Source organism: Mangrovimonas sp. ST2L15 (assembly GCF_001280515.1).
Lineage (GTDB): Bacteria > Bacteroidota > Bacteroidia > Flavobacteriales > Flavobacteriaceae > Mangrovimonas > Mangrovimonas futianensis.
Genome location: NZ_LBIQ01000030.1, coordinates 455,983 through 473,827, shown reverse-complemented (window position 1 = coordinate 473,827; position 17,845 = coordinate 455,983). Strand labels below are relative to the sequence as shown.

At 36.9% G+C, this 17,845-nt stretch carries 13 protein-coding genes; 10 read left to right on the top strand and 3 right to left on the bottom strand.

Annotated elements, in window-relative coordinates; genetic code table 11:
• Positions 1 to 19: 19 nt before the first annotated feature.
• The gene (gene lepA / locus ZA07_RS06025; protein ID WP_053970821.1) at positions 20 to 1,816 is read left to right on the top strand and encodes a translation elongation factor 4; all 1,797 of its coding nucleotides are present in this window, start codon (positions 20 to 22) and stop codon (positions 1,814 to 1,816) included.
• Here the strand turns inward: lepA and ZA07_RS06020 are convergent.
• Entirely contained in the window at positions 1,813 to 3,648 is a 1,836-nt protein-coding gene (locus ZA07_RS06020) for a sodium:proton antiporter (RefSeq protein ID WP_053970820.1), read from the bottom strand. The genes lepA and ZA07_RS06020 overlap by 4 nt on opposite strands.
• 114 nt (positions 3,649 to 3,762) lie before the next feature.
• Between ZA07_RS06020 and ZA07_RS06015 the strand changes: the two genes are divergently transcribed.
• Both ZA07_RS06015 and ZA07_RS06010 read left to right on the top strand, forming a co-directional pair.
• Positions 3,763 to 4,605: a universal stress protein gene (locus ZA07_RS06015; RefSeq protein ID WP_053970819.1), complete on the top strand. Its 843-nt coding sequence runs from the start codon at positions 3,763 to 3,765 to the stop codon at positions 4,603 to 4,605.
• Positions 4,602 to 6,842 carry a SulP family inorganic anion transporter gene (locus ZA07_RS06010; protein WP_053970818.1) on the top strand — a complete coding sequence of 747 codons (2,241 nt, stop codon included), beginning with the start codon at positions 4,602 to 4,604 and terminating at the stop codon, positions 6,840 to 6,842. The genes ZA07_RS06015 and ZA07_RS06010 overlap by 4 nt, the downstream gene beginning before the upstream one ends.
• Here the strand turns inward: ZA07_RS06010 and ZA07_RS06005 are convergent.
• On the bottom strand, positions 6,808 to 8,589 hold the full coding sequence (locus tag ZA07_RS06005; protein ID WP_053970817.1) for an SLC13 family permease: 1,782 nt from the start codon (positions 8,587 to 8,589) through the stop codon (positions 6,808 to 6,810). The two genes, ZA07_RS06010 and ZA07_RS06005, sit on opposite strands and share 35 nt — an antisense overlap.
• 23 nt (positions 8,590 to 8,612) lie before the next feature.
• Positions 8,613 to 8,972: a DUF202 domain-containing protein gene (locus ZA07_RS06000; RefSeq protein ID WP_231628641.1), complete on the bottom strand. Its 360-nt coding sequence runs from the start codon at positions 8,970 to 8,972 to the stop codon at positions 8,613 to 8,615.
• 161 nt (positions 8,973 to 9,133) lie between these two features.
• Here ZA07_RS06000 and ZA07_RS05995 point away from each other — a divergent pair, with 161 nt between their 5' ends.
• From ZA07_RS05995 to ZA07_RS05965, 7 genes are all read left to right on the top strand, one after another.
• Positions 9,134 to 9,994: an MBL fold metallo-hydrolase gene (locus tag ZA07_RS05995; protein WP_053970816.1), complete on the top strand. Its 861-nt coding sequence runs from the start codon at positions 9,134 to 9,136 to the stop codon at positions 9,992 to 9,994.
• Positions 9,995 to 10,014: 20 nt separating this feature from the next.
• On the top strand, positions 10,015 to 11,625 hold the full coding sequence (locus ZA07_RS05990) for a S8 family peptidase (protein WP_053970815.1): 1,611 nt from the start codon (positions 10,015 to 10,017) through the stop codon (positions 11,623 to 11,625).
• 220 nt (positions 11,626 to 11,845) lie between these two features.
• A complete protein-coding gene (locus ZA07_RS05985) occupies positions 11,846 to 13,660 on the top strand; it encodes a M1 family metallopeptidase (protein WP_053970814.1) in 1,815 nt (604 codons plus the stop codon).
• 77 nt (positions 13,661 to 13,737) lie between these two features.
• Positions 13,738 to 15,138, top strand: coding sequence for a nicotinate phosphoribosyltransferase (locus tag ZA07_RS05980; protein ID WP_053970813.1), 1,401 nt, complete (start codon positions 13,738 to 13,740; stop codon positions 15,136 to 15,138).
• The gene (gene pncA / locus ZA07_RS05975) at positions 15,135 to 15,740 is read left to right on the top strand and encodes a bifunctional nicotinamidase/pyrazinamidase (RefSeq protein WP_053970812.1); all 606 of its coding nucleotides are present in this window, start codon (positions 15,135 to 15,137) and stop codon (positions 15,738 to 15,740) included. Before ZA07_RS05980 ends, pncA begins: the two co-directional genes overlap by 4 nt.
• 45 nt (positions 15,741 to 15,785) lie before the next feature.
• The gene (gene rnpA / locus ZA07_RS05970) at positions 15,786 to 16,163 is read left to right on the top strand and encodes a ribonuclease P protein component (RefSeq protein ID WP_053970811.1); all 378 of its coding nucleotides are present in this window, start codon (positions 15,786 to 15,788) and stop codon (positions 16,161 to 16,163) included.
• A gap of 7 nt (positions 16,164 to 16,170) precedes the next feature.
• Positions 16,171 to 17,820: a S41 family peptidase gene (locus ZA07_RS05965; RefSeq protein ID WP_053970810.1), complete on the top strand. Its 1,650-nt coding sequence runs from the start codon at positions 16,171 to 16,173 to the stop codon at positions 17,818 to 17,820.
• Positions 17,821 to 17,845 lie beyond the last annotated feature (25 nt).

Genomic DNA, 17,845 nt, shown 5'->3' with positions numbered 1-17,845 from the left:
TTTAAGCCTAAGGTTATACATGAAGAACATAAGAAACTTTTGTATTATCGCACATATTGATCATGGGAAAAGTACCCTGGCCGACCGATTATTGGATTTTACCGGGTCTGTGACAGAAAGAGAAAAACAAGATCAATTGTTGGATAGTATGGATTTGGAACGCGAAAGAGGAATAACCATTAAGTCCCATGCCATCCAAATGGACTACGTCCACGAAGGGGAGCATTATGTTCTCAATTTAATTGACACTCCGGGTCACGTTGATTTCAGTTATGAAGTCTCCCGTTCCATTGCCGCCTGTGAAGGCGCTCTGTTGGTGGTAGATGCCGCACAGAGTATACAAGCACAAACTATTTCTAATTTGTATTTGGCTTTAGAAAACGACTTGGAAATCATTCCTGTCCTAAATAAAGTGGACTTACCCAGCGCCAATCCTGAAGAAGTTACTGATGATATCGTTGATTTATTGGGCTGTGATCCTAGCGAAGTAATTCCTGCCAGTGCCAAAACAGGTATTGGGATTCAAGAAATTTTAACGGCAATCATTGATAGGATTCCAGCACCTAAAGGAAATCCAGATGAACCTTTACAAGCTTTAATTTTTGATTCGGTTTATAATCCTTTTAGAGGAGTTGAAACCTATTTTAGAGTCATTAATGGTTCTATTAAAAAGAATCAACAGATTAAATTTATTGCAACCGGCAAATCTTATTATGCGGATGAAGTAGGGACTTTAAAGCTTACCCAACATCCAAAAAATGAGATTAAAGCTGGTGATGTGGGATATTTAATCACTGGAATAAAAGAGGCAAAGGAAGTCAAGGTAGGTGATACCATTACAGACTCAAAAGAGCCAACTAAAAATGCTATTAGTGGTTTTGAGGATGTCAAGCCGATGGTTTTTGCGGGAATCTATCCTGTAGATACCGAAGATTATGAAGACTTAAGAGCATCTATGGAAAAACTCCAGCTGAATGATGCTTCTTTGGTGTTTCAACCAGAAAGTTCAGCTGCCTTAGGATTTGGTTTCCGTTGTGGATTCTTAGGAATGCTCCACTTGGAAATCATCCAAGAACGTTTAGAACGTGAATTTGACATGACTGTGATCACTACGGTACCAAACGTTAGTTATCATGCGTTTACAAATAAAAACCCAGACGATGTCATCATCGTTAACAACCCAACCGATTTACCTGAACCATCTACTTTAAATCGTGTTGAAGAACCTTTTATCAAAGCAACCATCATTACTAAAGCTGATTTTGTTGGCCCTGTAATGAGCTTGTGTATTGAGAAACGTGGACAGATTAAAAATCAAACTTATTTAACACCAGAGCGTGTCGAGCTTTCTTTCGATATGCCTTTGGCAGAGATTGTATTTGATTTTTATGATCGCTTAAAAACGGTTTCCAAAGGTTACGCCTCTTTTGATTATGCTCCTATTGGTATGAGAGCTTCCAAATTGGTGCGTGTAGATATTTTATTGAATGCGCAACAGGTAGATGCCCTTTCAGCTTTAATTCACGCGGATAATGCTTATAACATTGGTAAAAGGATGTGTGAAAAGCTAAAGGAATTGATTCCTCGCCAACAGTTTGACATTCCAATTCAAGCAGCAATCGGTGCTAAGATTATTTCTAGGGAAACCATTAAGGCCTTAAGAAAAGATGTTACTGCCAAGTGTTATGGAGGGGATATTTCTAGAAAGCGTAAACTATTGGAAAAACAGAAAAAAGGTAAAAAACGTATGCGTCAAGTTGGGAATGTAGAAATACCTCAACAAGCCTTCATGGCCGTTTTAAAGCTTAACGACTAGACTTTTTCAACATCAAATGGTTTTCCCAAATATACCAATTGGGAGCCACTTTCTATCGCTTCTATCTCATTACTATGGGATGGTATAATTTCATATTCCCCATTAGGATCTTTGATAAAAAGCGGGATGATATTTTTGTTGGAAATTGAAATATCTATTAACCGTTTAAAATGCTCAAAATTTTCTAAATCAATTTCATTGACAGAAGGATAATTACTGGTCACATTACTTAAGCTCACATAATCATCGGTATGTGAAAATAAGCCCTCTCTTGGGTTGTTTTTATCATCAGCCATTTCCTTTTGTGAAATCAATCTAAAGGAACCGTTTTCACCAAACTGGGCGCCGTACTTATTAATTGCATATTTGTTGATTTCTGAGTTGGCTGTCAATGCCATTAAATATCCTACATCATTCAACTCGATGTTATCAGAAAGTGTATCCGAATAAATATTGGTATGAATGGCTTCCAACCCAAGTTCCTTTGCCTTCGCAATGTTGTTCATATTGCTATCAATCAACACCACATGACGACCATTGTTAACCAAATAATGACCTATTAATCTAGCCACCCTAGAGGCTCCCACAATCAATATTCCTTCAGACTTTTTCAAAAATACACCCACCCATTTTGCAAAATAACGAGCGGTTGTTGCGTTGAGTAAAACCGTGCCCAATACAATGGTAAACACAAGCGGGGTGATGTATTCGGCTCCTGCTACCCCTTGTTTTAATAATTTACTTCCAAATAAAGAGGCAATACCAGCAGCAACAATACCTCTTGGTCCAACCCAACTTATAAAAACCTTTTCTTTGGTCTTGAGTGGGGAACCAAATGTACTTGCAAAAACAGATAAAGGCCTAATAATCAAAACGACAATCAAGAATAAAAAGACCGTATTCCAATTATAAATCAGGTACAAATCTTCCATGTTAATATTCGCCGCCAGTAGAATAAAAAGAATGGAAATCAGCAAGACACTTAAGGACTCCTTAAAGTACAATAACTCCTTTATATTTTCCAATTTGCTGTTCCCTAAAACTAGTCCCATAACCACTACCGCCAATAAACCTGATTCGTGAGCGAAAATTTCAGATTCCACATAAACCAAAAGCACTACGGAAAGGGAAACTACATTTAATAAGTAATGAGGAATCAACTTCTTATTAATGGCAAATGCCAATGCATGAGCAAAGGTGAAACCGAACGTGACTCCAAATAAAATGATTTTGAAAAACTCAATTAAGGCCGTTTTGGTAAATCCAGAATCTCCTTCAACACTTATAAATTCAAAAACCAAAACCGCAGCCAATGCCCCCAGAGGATCAATAAGAATTCCTTCCCATTTTAGGACCGTAGAGACATCCTTTTTTAAAGGAATATTTCGTAAAATTGGCGTAATCACAGTAGGACCCGTTACTATAATCAAAGCAGCAAACAAAAAAGCCAAACGCCAGTCTAGCCCAAAAAGATAATGAGCCGTTATACCTGAACCGATAAAGGTTATGAATGCTCCAACAGTAATCAGTTTTGTGATGACTGGCCCAACATTTCTAATCTCACTTCGCTTTAAGGTGAGACCACCTTCAAAAAGAATAATGCTAATAGCAAGAGAAAGAAAGTAATAAAGTCCTTCCCCTGGGAAAAGTCCATTTTTCCCATTCCAAACAGGTTCTATCCATTTACGGCCATCAGAAGTTATGAACTCAGATGCGATAGGACCCACAAACAATCCTATTAAAATCAAAGGAAGGATTGCTGGAATTTTAAATCTCCAAGCAACCCATTGTGCCAGTATACCCAAAATAATGATTCCTGCTAATTCTAACATACTTTAATTTTGATATTGTAATTATACCACAAAAATGGATATCTCGGAAGGAAAACTAGGGTAAATCCTCTAAAAATAGTATCTTTCTAACGCAACATTAACAACCTTACAACCTTGAATTACTTTAATACCATAGGTATTGGTATTGCATTTTCACCCACCCTGAAAGCTAACCTTTATGAGGCTAGCCGATTAGCTTTGTTCTTTAAATCAAAATTGGTGCTTATTCATGTAGGTATCCATTCACACCGAAAGGAAAAGGATATTCAAAAAATACTGTCTCCTTTCATTGAAAAGAATCTGGACTTTGAAATCGTTTTTAAAGTAGGTGATCCCGCCGAAGTGATTCTAAACGTTATTCAAGAAAAACGCTTAGACCTAATTATTCTAGGAGCTTTAAAGCGTGAAAACATTTTGAAATACTATGTGGGATCCATCGCAAGAAAAATTACAAGAAATGCCAGTTGTTCGGTATTATTGTTAATCAAACCTTCTGTTGAACGCGTACCGTGTCAACATGTAGTCATCAATGGCCTTAAAGATGAAAAAGCTACCAAAACCATCTCTTATGGATTTTTTGTTGGCTCTAAATTAGGAGCTTCAAAGGTTACCGTTGTTGAGGAAATCACCCAACAGGAAGTTGCCGTCAATGTTAATGACGATCGCTCCCTTCGAAGAGCCAATATTGTCAAAGAACGCATCAGTATCCGCGAAAAATCTAGAGTCATAAAAATACTAGAAGAAACTCCTGAAGAGTTCAAAAAGAACATAAAAATTAAAACTCAACCCATTTTTGGAAGGCGAGGTTATTCTATTGGGCATTTTGCAGAAGTCGTTAGAGCCGATCTATTGGTTACTAACGCCCCAGACAAACTTACATTTTTGGATCGTTTATTCCCCCATGATATTGAGCATATCCTAACTGAGCTACCAACAGATGTTTTGATAATAAGATGACACCCAGAAAAGTACTTATAAAGGAATTCATTGGTGACCTACCCAAAAATATTTTCTCTGGGTTTGTGGTAAGTCTTATTGCGTTGCCTCTTGGTCTGGGATTGGCAATGGCTAGTGAAGCCCCTCCAATAGCAGGGGTTATAACAGCTATAGTAGGTGGTTTACTAGTTTCATTTTTTGGGGGAAGTCACATTACGATTACTGGTCCTGGGAATGGGTTGGTAGGCGTCCTTTTGGTTGCCATAACAACCCTAGGTATTGAAGGTGCTTATGCGGCAATCATTTTTTCAGGGGTGTTATTGATGATCTTAGGTTTTTTAAGGTTAGGAAAATTAGCTAATTTTTTCCCTTCGTCCGCCATACAAGGCATGTTGGCGGCCATTGGTCTTATCATTTTAGGCAAACAATTTCATATCATGTTAGCCCACAAAATTAAGCGTGAAGACACCATGGATTATTTGATTGAAATTCCATTTACTATCAATGACGCCATTCATTATGACAGTAAAGGTCTCATTTTTGCGGCCATTGTTGGAACAGTTAGTTTGTTTATCATGTTCTTTTATCCTAAGATTAGAAACAAATACTTTCAATTGGTACCCGCTCCCATGTGGATTGTATTACTATCCATAGGATTGAGTTACTATTTTGAATTAGTTCTTCATGAAAATAATCCTATTGATAAAAACTATATGATTTCGGGAATCCCACATATCGATGAGATTATCACTAAGATTCCAAAAATAGATTTTTCACAATGGGCTACCCTCGACTTTTGGGATAGTGTGGTATCCTTAACTCTAATTGCCAGCATCGAATCTTTATTGAGCATTAAGGCTGTGGATAAATTAGATCCTAAGAAAAGACGATCCAATGTCAACAAAGACTTAAAAGCATTGGGATTGGCTACCGTAGGGAGTGGTTTTCTGGGAGGCTTGAATGTAGTGACTGTTATTGCTAGAAGTTCAGTAAATGTAAATAACGGAGGTTCAAATAGATCTTCCAACTTCTTCCATGCCTTGTTTATGCTATTGTTTATTGTTCTTTTTAGTTCTGAAATGGCACGAATTCCACTACCAGCCTTAATGGCTATTTTGGTGTTTACAGGCTATAAGTTGGCCTCTCCAGACACTATTAAAAAAGTATTTTCAATAGGTAAAGAACAATTCATCATTTTTTTTGTGACTTTGATCATCACCTTAAAGGTTGGTCTTATATCTGGAATTTTAAGCGGGGTGGCCATGACCCTGATCATTCATATTGTAATTAATAAAAACCTCAGTCTTTTTACAAGAAACCTTATTAAACCTAATGTTTTAATGTACAAAGAGGAATCAGGAAATGGTAGTTTTTTTGTTAGCGTTAAACACTTCTGTAGCTTTTTAAATTATTACAAGCTTAAAGACAAATTAGATGCCATTCCAGAGGACCGTGATGTGGTATTGGACTTTTCTATGTGTGAATTTGTAGATCATACTGTAATGGACAACATCAGTAGTTATCAAGAGCTTTTCGCAAAAAAAGGAGGTAATTTTGAAATTATTGGTCTGGATATGCATGATGCCGAATCCAAGCATCCTTTTGCATTAAGACGTCTATTGACCGATTCCGGACTCATTGGTAGCAATCTTACTAAAAGGCAAAGAGACCTTATTCAAACCTCTGATCGATTTGGTTTGGAATACCATGCTGAAAAAAACAGAGAAATTTCCTTTTTATATGACTTTCATTATTTCAATACCAAACAAGTTAATTATATCTACAATAGATTATCCAACGATAATAATTCACTGAATTTATTTGATGTAGAATATTTTGAAGGCGAACTAATTGCCAAGGAAGTGATTAGAAGCACCATGCTGCATATTAGCTTAAATGATGAAATACCTTCATTTACACTTGACAAGGAAGGATTCTTGGAGCGGGTTTATTCCTTAGCGGGTCTCAAGGATATTGACCTCAAAGATTATCCAGATTTTTCAAAGAGGTTTTATTTAAAAGGCGACGATGAAGAAGGAATTACGAACTTCTTTGGTAAGGACCTTATTCAGTTCTTTGAAAGCAATAATTATTATCATGTGCAGGCAGACGGAGCTCACCTTTTAATCTTCAATAAGGAACGACTAGCGACAATTAAGGAAATGAAAATCCTTTTGGATTTTGGAAAACGACTTAAAGAAGTCATTGAAACCAAAACTCATACTACTTCGCAAACGGAAAGAAATACGGAATTATAAAGGAGGCTGCTAACCAAATAATGATGTTTAAAGGCGTTCCAACCTTTAAAAAATCTGAGAACTTATAATTTCCCGGAGCATACACCATGGTATTGGTAGGATAACTCATAGGCGTCATAAATGTCAAAGAACAGGCAAACATAACTGCAACCAAAAAGGGGCGTTCACTAACACCCATTAAGGCAGCCAAACTTATCACAACAGGAGTCATTAAAGCAGCAGTGGCCTTACTGGAAATTAAATTGGTTGATAAAAAAGTGACCAAATACAAAACGCTCAATGTGACATGGGCATTATATTGTCCCAAACTGGCTTGAATGCCATCAGCAATCAATTGGGCACCACCTGTTTTCTCCAAAGCTGTTCCCATAGAAAGCACACCTGCAACCATAAATATGACCTTCCACTCCACTGCTTGATAGGCCTCTTTAGGTTTTAAAATACCCAAAAGAATCATCAATAAGGCACCAACCATTCCACTTATTAAAATGGTCGTTATATTCAATGCGGCTGTCAAGACTACCAAAACACCAATAATAATCGCTGGAATGGCCTTCTTTAAGTCTACTCGTTTTTTTTCATGTTCTGTAAGTCTAACAATTCTGTTCTTAACCTCTAGTTGTTTAATATCCTCTTCCTTTCCTATAATCAAAAGCATATCCCCCTCTTTAAGATTAACTAAAGATAGTTTATCATACATTACCTCTCCCCTTTGCCTAATAGCAATTACCGAGCAATTAAAACGTCTTCTAAAATGAAGTTCTTTTAGGGAGTTGCCCATTAAGTCAGAACCAAAAGGTATAATTACCTCATAAATATGATAGCCTTGAGAATCTTCATTTCCACTGGTAACCAATTGAGCGCCACTTATCTTGATACCATCAACATCCAATAACCGGTTTAAGGTTTTTGGAATCGCAATAACTTTTAGTGTATCACCTTTAAATATTTTGGTCTCTGACGAAAACTCATGAATTAAAATGCCGTCTCTCAAAATAGATAGAATATTGATATTGTATTCTTTAACCAAGTCTGAATTAGCAATGGACCTCCCAACATCTTTACATTCGTCGCTTATAATCAATTCCGTGATATAATTTTCGGCATTGATGGTAAAATCTTCTTCCACTTCTCTTTTCTTCGGAAGTAAAAGTGGACTGAAAACAATCAAATAAGTAAAGCCAATGGCCATTAAGCACAATGCTGCCAGACTGAACTCAAACATTCCAAAAGCTTCAACTCCATATTTTTTTGAATAACTGCTCACCAAAATATTAGTAGATGTGCCTATCAGTGTACAAGTGCCTCCAAACAAAGCTGCAAAGGAAATAGGCATAAGCAATCGGCTAGGTTTGATATTTGCTTCTTTACAAACAGTAAGGGCAATGGGCAATAACAGAGCAACCACCGCCGTATCATTTATAAAAGCAGAAAACACTCCTGATATCAAACAGAAAATGATAAGCGCCATGACGTAATTTACCTTGGCAATTCGGATAATACTGTAACTTAAATTATCTAAGATTCCCGATTTAAAGATTCCGGCACTTAACACAAAAATACATCCCAAAGTTAAAGTTGCAGGATGATTAAATCCTGAAAAACCTTCTTCAGGGGTCAAAACACCCGCTACAATAAACATGGCCATAATAAGGATTGACGTGGTGTCTATGGTAAAGTAATCCCGAACAAACAAAAAAACACCAACAATAATAATTGCAAACGTTATGATCAGATCTATGTTCATAGGTGATAAGAATTAAACCTCAATTAGGAATCATGTTGTTCTTGTTTGCTTTGAGATAAGTAATACAACCGCTTTAAACTTTTTTTTAGGAGTATAAACCGATAAATTCCAATCACAAAAAATATAAAACTAAACCCTAGGGAAATGAATGCCACATATTTAAAATCGGCATAATTTTTAAGTTGAAAGAATGCCATAGCAGCAAGTAAAAGATAAAGTGAGGACCTTATGTAGGAAAGCAAGGTGCGTTCGTTTGCCAATCTAGTGCGCTCAATGGCCAAATAATCTCTCAGGATAATCTGCTCATCCGGTTTAAAATCCCTTCCAAACCTAAGCAGTTTCATCTCTTTTATCTTCAACGGGTTTTTAACTGATGGTTTCATAAGAATCCTTTTCTATAAAAATAAATGTTTTTTTCTTCCCTTAAAAACCATCACCCTGTAATGACTGTTTTGTAATGTTAAAATAGGGCTAATATCTTATTGTTCAAACTAAAAAATAGGGGATGTTTTAGTATTTTGCAGATGAATTAATTTACATAATTATGAATTTATACCCAATTAACGCCGGGAACTTCAAATTAGACGGCGGTGCCATGTTTGGGGTTGTTCCAAAATCCATTTGGAGCAGAACCAATCCTTCAGATAGCAATAATATGATTGATATAGCAGCGCGATGCCTTCTTATTGAAGATGGAAACCGCTTGATTTTGATTGATACCGGAATGGGAGACAAACAATCAGACAAATTTTTTGGTTACTACTACCTATGGGGAGACGATTCTATTGATAAGGCTCTTAAAGAACATGGATTTCACCGAAACGATATTACCGATGTTTTTATGACACACTTACATTTTGACCATTGTGGTGGGAGTATTCAATGGAATAAAGACCGAACAGGTTACGAACCAGCCTTTAAGAATGCTACTTTTTGGAGCAACCAAGATCATTGGAAATGGGCCACAGAACCTAATAGAAGAGAAAAAGCTTCTTTCTTGACTGAAAATATTCTTCCTATGCAGGAAAGCGGACATTTGAAACATGTCTCACTTCCTGAGCAGGATATCTTAAAATCGTCAGAATTGGGATTTGACATTTTCTTTGCAAATGGTCATACAGACAAGCAAATGATTCCTATGATTCACTATCAAGACAAAACCATTTGTTTTATGGCCGATTTGTTACCTACTGTAGGTCATCTACCTCTTCCTTTTGTCATGGGGTATGATACTAGGCCGCTCTTGACTTTAGACGAGAAAGAAAAGTTTCTCAATTTGGCAGCAAGTAACAATTATTACTTATTTTTGGAGCACGATGCACACAATGAAATCATTACAGTTCAAAACACGGATAAAGGTGTAAGAGTCAATGAAGTATTTAGTTGTGATGACATATTTAACTAATTAAAAAATTATTCAAAAAAATGAGAGTATTAAAACCTGTATTGTTTTCAGCAGTTGCTGCCGCAATTCTTTCTAGTTGCGGTTCTGGTATTGATATTGTTTCTACACCAATTGAAAACGTTGACACAACCCCTCTAAAAGTCTCAGAACTTACCGAAAGTGAAAAACACAATTGGGGCCATTTGGATTTGGTGAAAGACACCATTCCTGGTATGAGTGTGGATAAAGCATATTCAGAAATTATTAAGGATAATAAAGGACAAACCGTAATTGTTGCTGTTATAGACAGTGGTATTGATATCAACCACGAAGATTTGGATGGTGTGGTTTGGACCAATGAAAAAGAAATTCCTGGAAACGGTATCGATGATGATAAAAACGGGTATGTTGATGATGTACACGGTTGGAATTTCCTAGGTGATGGTTACGATGAGCAATTGGAATATGTAAGAATCTTGGCTAAAGGAGATACGTCTCACCCAGATTTTGAAAGAGCCAAAGAGGAATATGAAAAAGAATATCAAAAAACTGTTGCTCAAAAAACACAATACGAACAAATATTCAAACAAGTAGAAGCAGCAGACAAAGCCATTGCAGCTCATTTGGGTAAAAAAGATTACACACCAGAAGATGTAAATGGCATTACTTCTACCGATGAAGAATTAAACCGCTATGTAAGCATGATGAAATACATGTACAGCAATGGTTTGGATTCTGCTGAGGCAGCATTAGAAGAATTGCAAGGAGGTTTGGATTACTTCTCTGATAAATTGGATTACAACCTTAACAAGGATTTCAATGGTAGAAAAACAGGAGATAACGTGGATGACCTGACTGATGTAGGGTATGGAAATGGAAATGTAACTCCTAGTGAAGAAGGTGAAAGCCACGGAACTCACGTAGCTGGTATCATTGCTGCAGAACGTAACAATGGTTTAGGAGCTAACGGTGTTGCAAACAATGTGAAAATTATGAGCATCAGAGCGGTTCCTAACGGAGATGAGTATGACAAGGATATCGCTTTGGCTATCAGATATGCAGTTGATAATGGTGCTAAAGTAATCAACGGAAGTTTTGGAAAATACTACGCAACACATAGTGATTGGGTGAGAGATGCTATTGCATATGCAGGAGAACACGATGTGGTTTTTGTAAATGCTGCAGGTAATGAAGGTATTGACTTAGATAAAAAAGCATGTTATCCAAACGATCAAGTCGATAACGGTCCAGAAGTTTCAAACAATTTCATTACAGTTGGTGCTTTGGCTCCTAAATATGGATCTAATATGGTTGCTAGTTTCTCAAACTACGGAAAAATCAATGTAGATGTTTTTGCACCAGGGGCAAGTGTGTATTCAACAGTACCATTTAAAGATCAATACGATACAAAAGGAGGAACTTCAATGGCTGCTCCAGCTGTAGCAGGAGTTGTTGCTTTGGTTCGTTCTTATTTCCCTAATTTGACCGCAGCACAAGTTAAAGATGTCATCTTGAGCTCTGGTTTACCTATCAACACTAAAGTTGTAGTAGGAGGTGATGCAAATGATGTTAGACCTTTTGGAGATCTATCAAAAAGCGAAAAAATGGCTAATGCCTACAACGCTTTAATCGTAGCTTCTAAGATAAAATAATCTTATTTTAACTTATACTAAAAGCCCATCCGTTTGGATGGGCTTTTTTTATCTTTAATCAAAAATAGCATTCATTTTCCTTCATACTTTATCTCGTGGATGCCTCTAATAAAGTCTGAGGGACATTGAATTTTAAATAAATTAACTTTTTATAGAAGTGGCATTTTACAAAAAACCTATAAATTGCCTCCCGATTATTTTTTAACATTTGATATTTTTTATGAAACAGACACTTTTTCTCATCTTGCTTAGTTTTTCTCTAAGTTCATTTGCAAAAATAGACCCACCTGTCGAACAGCCTAAGGCTGGGTATTGGCAACAACACGTGGATTACAAAATGAATATCGACATGCATGTGGACAACTATCAATACGATGGTACACAAACCTTGGTGTACACCAATAATTCTCCAGATGTGTTGAATAAAGTATTCTATCATCTTTATTTTAATGCCTTCCAACCCGGAAGTGAAATGGATTTACGTTCACGTACGATTGCTGATCCAGATTCTAGAGTTGGAGATCGTATTAGTAAATTAAAGGAAGACGAAATCGGTTTTATAAAAGTATCTTCTTTAAAACAAAATGGCACAGACCTTACCTACAATGTAGTTGGAACTGTTTTAGAGGTTGATTTAGCAAAGCCTATCCAACCTGGGGAAAAAGTAACCTTTGATATGGTTTTCAATGCACAAGTTCCTGTACAAATTCGTCGTTCTGGTAGAAACAACAAAGATGGCGTTGCTCTTTCCATGACCCAATGGTATCCTAAAATGGCCGAATATGATGATGAAGGATGGCACGCAGACCCTTACATTGGACGTGAATTTTACGGTGTTTGGGGTGACTTTGATATATCCTTGACGATTGACAAAGATTATGTTGTTGGCGGAACAGGATATCTTCAGAATCCAGAAGAAGTTGGTCATGGTTACCAATCTGGAAAAGCTAAAAAAGTAAAAGGTAAAACCTTGACTTGGCATTTTGTAGCACCTAATGTACATGACTTTACTTGGGCGGCAGACCCTGAATATGTTCATGATAAACTTCAAGTAGAAAATGGTCCTATGCTCCATTTCTTCTACAAAGGAGCAGATTCCATTCAAGAAAACTGGAAAAAACTTCAGCCCAAAGCTGCTGATCTTATCACTTTTTATAGTAATCATGTGGGGAAATACCCATACAAACAATATTCTGTAATTCAAGGTGGTGACGGCGGTATGGAGTATGCCATGTGTACTTTAATTACAGGAGGCAGTAAACTTGGTGGTCTTATTGGTACCACTGCCCACGAAATGGCTCATACTTGGTTTCAGTTTTTGTTGGCTACCAATGAAGTGCGTCACGAATGGATGGATGAAGGTTTTACAAGTTATATCAGTGATGTCGCCATGAATGAAGTGATGGATGAAGGCAAAGAGAATCCTTTCTCAAATTCCTATAAATACTACGCTTATTTGGCAACCTCTGGAAGAGAGCAACCTCTTACCACCCACGCAGACCGATATGCATTCAACCAAATTTATAGTTTGGCCGCATATGTTAAAGGAGAGGTTTTCATGGCGCAATTAGGTTATGTCATGGGTGAAGAAAACCTCAACAAAACCATTAAACAGTATTTCGATGATTGGTCATTCAAGCATCCAAAACCTATGGATTTTATTCGTGTGGCAGAGAAAGTATCAGGTTTAGAACTGGATTGGTATTTGGTTGATTTTGGACAAACAACCAACACCATTGATTATGGAGTAAAAGAAATTGCTGGCAAAGAAGTTACTTTGGAGCGTATTGGGTTAATGCCTATGCCTATGGATCTTACAGTAACCTACACCGATGGTTCAACCGAAGATATATACATTCCTTTACGCATTATGCGCGGTGAAAAACCAACAGACGCAACTATTATGTCAGATTGGGCTTGGGCCTACCCTACATATACCTTTACTGCTAAAAAAGAGGTTCAGTCAGTTGCCATAGACCCTAAAGGAAGGATGGCAGATGTGAATCCAAGTAACAACTCCAAGGAAAAAGAATAATTTACAGAGTAATCCTTATCTTTAAGCGGATATTATGATAATCATAGTATCCGCTTTTAGTTTTTAATTAAATCCACATGAATTTATCCTCTGGTCTTTATACAGATTTATATCAGCTTACCATGGCGCAATCTTACTTTCTCCATGGAAAGCATAACACCGTGGCCACTTTTGATTATTTCTTTAGAAAAAATCCATTTGAAAGTGGTTATGTTCTATTCTGCGGTTTGGAGCAGGTTTTAGATTGGCTTGAGAAAGTCTCTTTTACCAAAGATGATCTGGCCTACCTCAAGGATCAAGGTTTTAGGGAAGACTTTTTGGAATACTTGGGTAGGTTCTCCTTTGGAGGACATATAAAAAGCATGGAAGAAGGCCAAGTGGTTTTTCCCTTTGCCCCTATTCTATCTGTTACGTCCTCTGTGGTAGAGTGCCAAATTATTGAAACATATTTGCTCAATATTCTTAACTTTCAATCACTGATTGCTACCAAGGCGAGTCGGGTTCGTTATGTGGCAGGAAAACAAGCCATCCTTTCAGAGTTTGGCTTGCGCCGTTCCCAAGGTTATGCTGGATTATTGGCTTCAAGAGCTGCCTATATTGGCGGGTTTGATAGTACCTCTAATGTATTGGCAGGAAAGGAATTTGAAATTCCCATTTCTGGTACCATGTCCCACGCGTTTATACAGTCTTACGATGAGGAATTAACCGCCTTTATGGCCTATGCCGAGACCTTTCCTGATAATTGCACCTTATTAGTAGATACTTACAATACCTTAAAAAGTGGCATGCCTCATGCAATTGAAGTAGCTAAACATTTAAAATCAAAAGGACATCAATTGGCTGCCATAAGATTGGATAGTGGTGATTTGGCGTACCTATCGCGAACTTGCAGAAACATGCTGGATTCTGCAGGTTTTCCTGAGGTGAAAATCGCAGCCTCAAACCAATTGGACGAGCATGTGATAAGAAGTTTGAAGGAACAGGAAGCCGCTATAGACATTTATGGCGTGGGAACAAATTTGGTAGTTGGTCGCTCTAACGGTGCACTTGACGGGGTTTATAAACTGTGTAGTTTTGATGGGATTCCACGAATCAAAATTTCAGAAAACCTTAAAAAAATGAATCTTCCTGGATCAAAGCAGGTATATCGTTATTTGAATCCTAATGGGCTTTATATGGGAGATGCTATTGCCATGGAAACAGAACAAACACCCAATGAAATGGTACATCCATTTGAACCCCATAAAGCTATGGCTATTGCATCAGAACAAGGGAAACCCATGTTGCGCGAAGTTATGAATCAAGGTAAGAGATCCATAGCCAAAAAAAGCACTCAGGAAATCGCAGAAATGGCTAAACAAAACTTACAGTTACTTCCTCGTGAACACAAACGTTTTGATAATCCGCATGTTTATAAAGTGGGTATAAGTAGAGCCGTAGAAGTACTAAGAGATGACCTAAAGAATCAAAAGAAATGAAAGCGTTAATACTTGTTGACATACAGAATGATTTTTTACCTGGTGGTTCTTTGGCCGTTCCAGAAGGAGACACCATCGTTCCCACTGTAAATCAATTGCAAAACCAATTTGACCTGGTGGTAGCCACTCAAGATTGGCATCCTCCAAACCACTTGAGTTTTGCCTCCAATCATGATGGTTTAAAACCGTTTGATATGATTGATCTTTTTGGAATTAAACAAGTATTATGGCCAGACCACTGTATTCAAGGAAGTAAAGGATCGCAGTTTTCAGAAACTCTTGATATGAATGCTGTTTCTGCTATTTTCAGAAAAGGTATGGATCCAAAAACAGATAGTTACAGCGGTTTTTTTGATAATGGTAGACGCCATCATACAGGACTTTCAGCCTATTTAAAATCAAAAGGCATCAAACAGGTTTATGTTTGCGGATTAGCGGCAGACTATTGCGTTTACTACACCGCCAAAGATGCGCAGAGTGAAGGGTTTGAAACCTATTTCATTAGCGATGCTACCAAGGCTATTGCTCAAGAAACTTTAGATTTTGCACTTAAGGATTTAAAACAGCATCAAGTAAAAATAATAAGTACCAAAGACCTTTAAACTCTTTTATCTTATTTATAAATCAGACATGCCTACCTTTGCCTCATGAATCATACCTATCACAAGGCTGAAAAACTAAAAAGCAAAAAATTGATTGAAGCCCTTTTTTCTGAAGGAAAAAGTGTTTCTGCCTATCCCCTTCGGATGGTTTACATAAAAACCCATTTTGAAGATGACATTCCTTGTAAAGTAGGTGTTTCTGTATCCAAAAAAAGATTTAAAAAAGCCGTAGACAGAAACCACATAAAACGCTTGTTAAGGGAAGCTTATCGATTAAATAAATGGGATATATTTAACAACATTGACGAGCAATATGCGTTTATGATTTTGTACATTGGGAAAGACAAACTAACTTTTCATGAAATAAATGACCTTTCTAAAAAGTTGTTTTCCAAATTTTTAAAACACATCCATAAAGATTAGTACTGCTATGAAACGATTATTAAAGACCCGTATCATAATCCCCATACTGGCATTAGCTATTTTGGTTACTGCCTCCTCCTTTAAAAATGACTTCTTTGAAGTAGCTAAACAATTGGAAATCTTCACCACCTTGTTTAAGGAAATAAACATGAGTTATGTAGATGAGACCAATCCAGCTGATTTGATGGACAAAGCCATTAAAAGCATGTTGGAAGATTTGGACCCCTATACCCAATTCTATAACGAACAGGATGTAGAGGCTGAAAAGATAAGACGCACTGGAGATTACACAGGAATTGGTGCCAAAGTAAGGGTTTTGAAGGATAAACTTTTGATTGTGGAACCCTACCAAGGATATCCTGCCGATAAAGCAGGTTTAAAGGCAGGAGATGAAATTATCAAGGTAAACAACACCGTTGTGGCCGACTTTAAGGACGATGCTGGGGAGCTTTTAAAAGGGGCGGCTAATAGTTCGGCCAATGTGACCTATGTGAGACAAGGAAAACAATACACCACCGAAATCAAACATTCTGAAATTGAAATTGATGCAGTACCCTATTTTTCTATGATCAACGATAAAACAGGCTATATTGTTTTGAATGCTTTTAATACCAAAGCTTCTGCACAAACCTCTTATGCACTTAGGGATTTAAAGGCTCAAGGAGCCAAAAAAATGATTTTGGATTTAAGAGGAAATCCAGGAGGACTTTTGCATGAAGCTGTTAACATTGTGAACTTATTTGTGCCAAAAGGTCAATTGGTAGTTACGACCAAATCCAAAGTGGAAAAATTCAATAGAACCTATTATACTTCTAAAGATCCAGTTGATACTGAAATCCCATTGGTTGTTTTAATCAACGGCAGTAGTGCCTCGGCAAGTGAAATTGTATCTGGTTCCCTTCAGGATTTAGACCGTGCTGTCATTGTAGGTTCTAGAAGTTTTGGAAAAGGATTGGTACAACGTCCCAAACCTTTAACTTATGGTACCCAATTAAAAATAACCATTTCACGCTATTATACGCCTTCTGGTCGCTGTATTCAAGCATTAGATTATTGGCATAGGGACGAACAAGGAAATGCCGTAAGAATTGACAAAAAGAACTACAACGAATTTAAAACCAAAGGAGGTAGAAAGGTATATGATGGAGGTGGTGTACAACCAGATGAAGCTATGGAAATTAGTAAGAATTCTGCGGTCACAGACGCCATTTTAAATGATTTCCTGATTTTTGATTATGCAACCAACTATTATTACAAACATCCCAATCTAGAAAACATCGGTCAATTTAAATTAGGCAACTCTGATTTTGAGGATTTCAAAAAATATCTTAAATCAAATGACTTTTCCTTCGTAACAGAAACAGAAAAAGCACTAAGTGAGGTTCATAAAAAAGCCATAAAAGAAGATTTAGAGGATAATATCAAAAATGAATACAACCAATTGTTGCAAACCTTAAATAACTCTAAGGAGCTTGCTATCAATCAAAATAAGGATCAAATACTATCGCTATTAACCGACGAAATAGTAAAACGCTACGTTTACAGAGAAGGTTTGTATGATTATTATAAAAATCATAACCCCGAAATAAAGAAATCTACTGAGATTCTTTCAAATTTGGAGACGTATTATGATTATTTGAGATTGAAGAAGGGTTAATTTTTAATAATTTACTATATTTAAT

Bases quoted from the DNA above. Each gene is read 5' to 3' on its own strand.
- lepA (WP_053970821.1), top strand. From the start codon at position 20: ATGAAGAACATAAGAAACTTTTGTATTATCGCACATATTGATCATGGG.
- ZA07_RS06020 (WP_053970820.1), bottom strand. From the start codon at position 3,648: ATGTTAGAATTAGCAGGAATCATTATTTTGGGTATACTGGCACAATGG.
- ZA07_RS06010 (WP_053970818.1), top strand. From the start codon at position 4,602: ATGACACCCAGAAAAGTACTTATAAAGGAATTCATTGGTGACCTACCC.
- ZA07_RS06005 (WP_053970817.1), bottom strand. From the start codon at position 8,589: ATGAACATAGATCTGATCATAACGTTTGCAATTATTATTGTTGGTGTT.
- ZA07_RS06000 (WP_231628641.1), bottom strand. From the start codon at position 8,972: ATGAAACCATCAGTTAAAAACCCGTTGAAGATAAAAGAGATGAAACTG.
- ZA07_RS05995 (WP_053970816.1), top strand. From the start codon at position 9,134: ATGAATTTATACCCAATTAACGCCGGGAACTTCAAATTAGACGGCGGT.
- ZA07_RS05990 (WP_053970815.1), top strand. From the start codon at position 10,015: ATGAGAGTATTAAAACCTGTATTGTTTTCAGCAGTTGCTGCCGCAATT.
- ZA07_RS05985 (WP_053970814.1), top strand. From the start codon at position 11,846: ATGAAACAGACACTTTTTCTCATCTTGCTTAGTTTTTCTCTAAGTTCA.
- ZA07_RS05980 (WP_053970813.1), top strand. From the start codon at position 13,738: ATGAATTTATCCTCTGGTCTTTATACAGATTTATATCAGCTTACCATG.
- pncA (WP_053970812.1), top strand. From the start codon at position 15,135: ATGAAAGCGTTAATACTTGTTGACATACAGAATGATTTTTTACCTGGT.
- rnpA (WP_053970811.1), top strand. From the start codon at position 15,786: ATGAATCATACCTATCACAAGGCTGAAAAACTAAAAAGCAAAAAATTG.
- ZA07_RS05965 (WP_053970810.1), top strand. From the start codon at position 16,171: ATGAAACGATTATTAAAGACCCGTATCATAATCCCCATACTGGCATTA.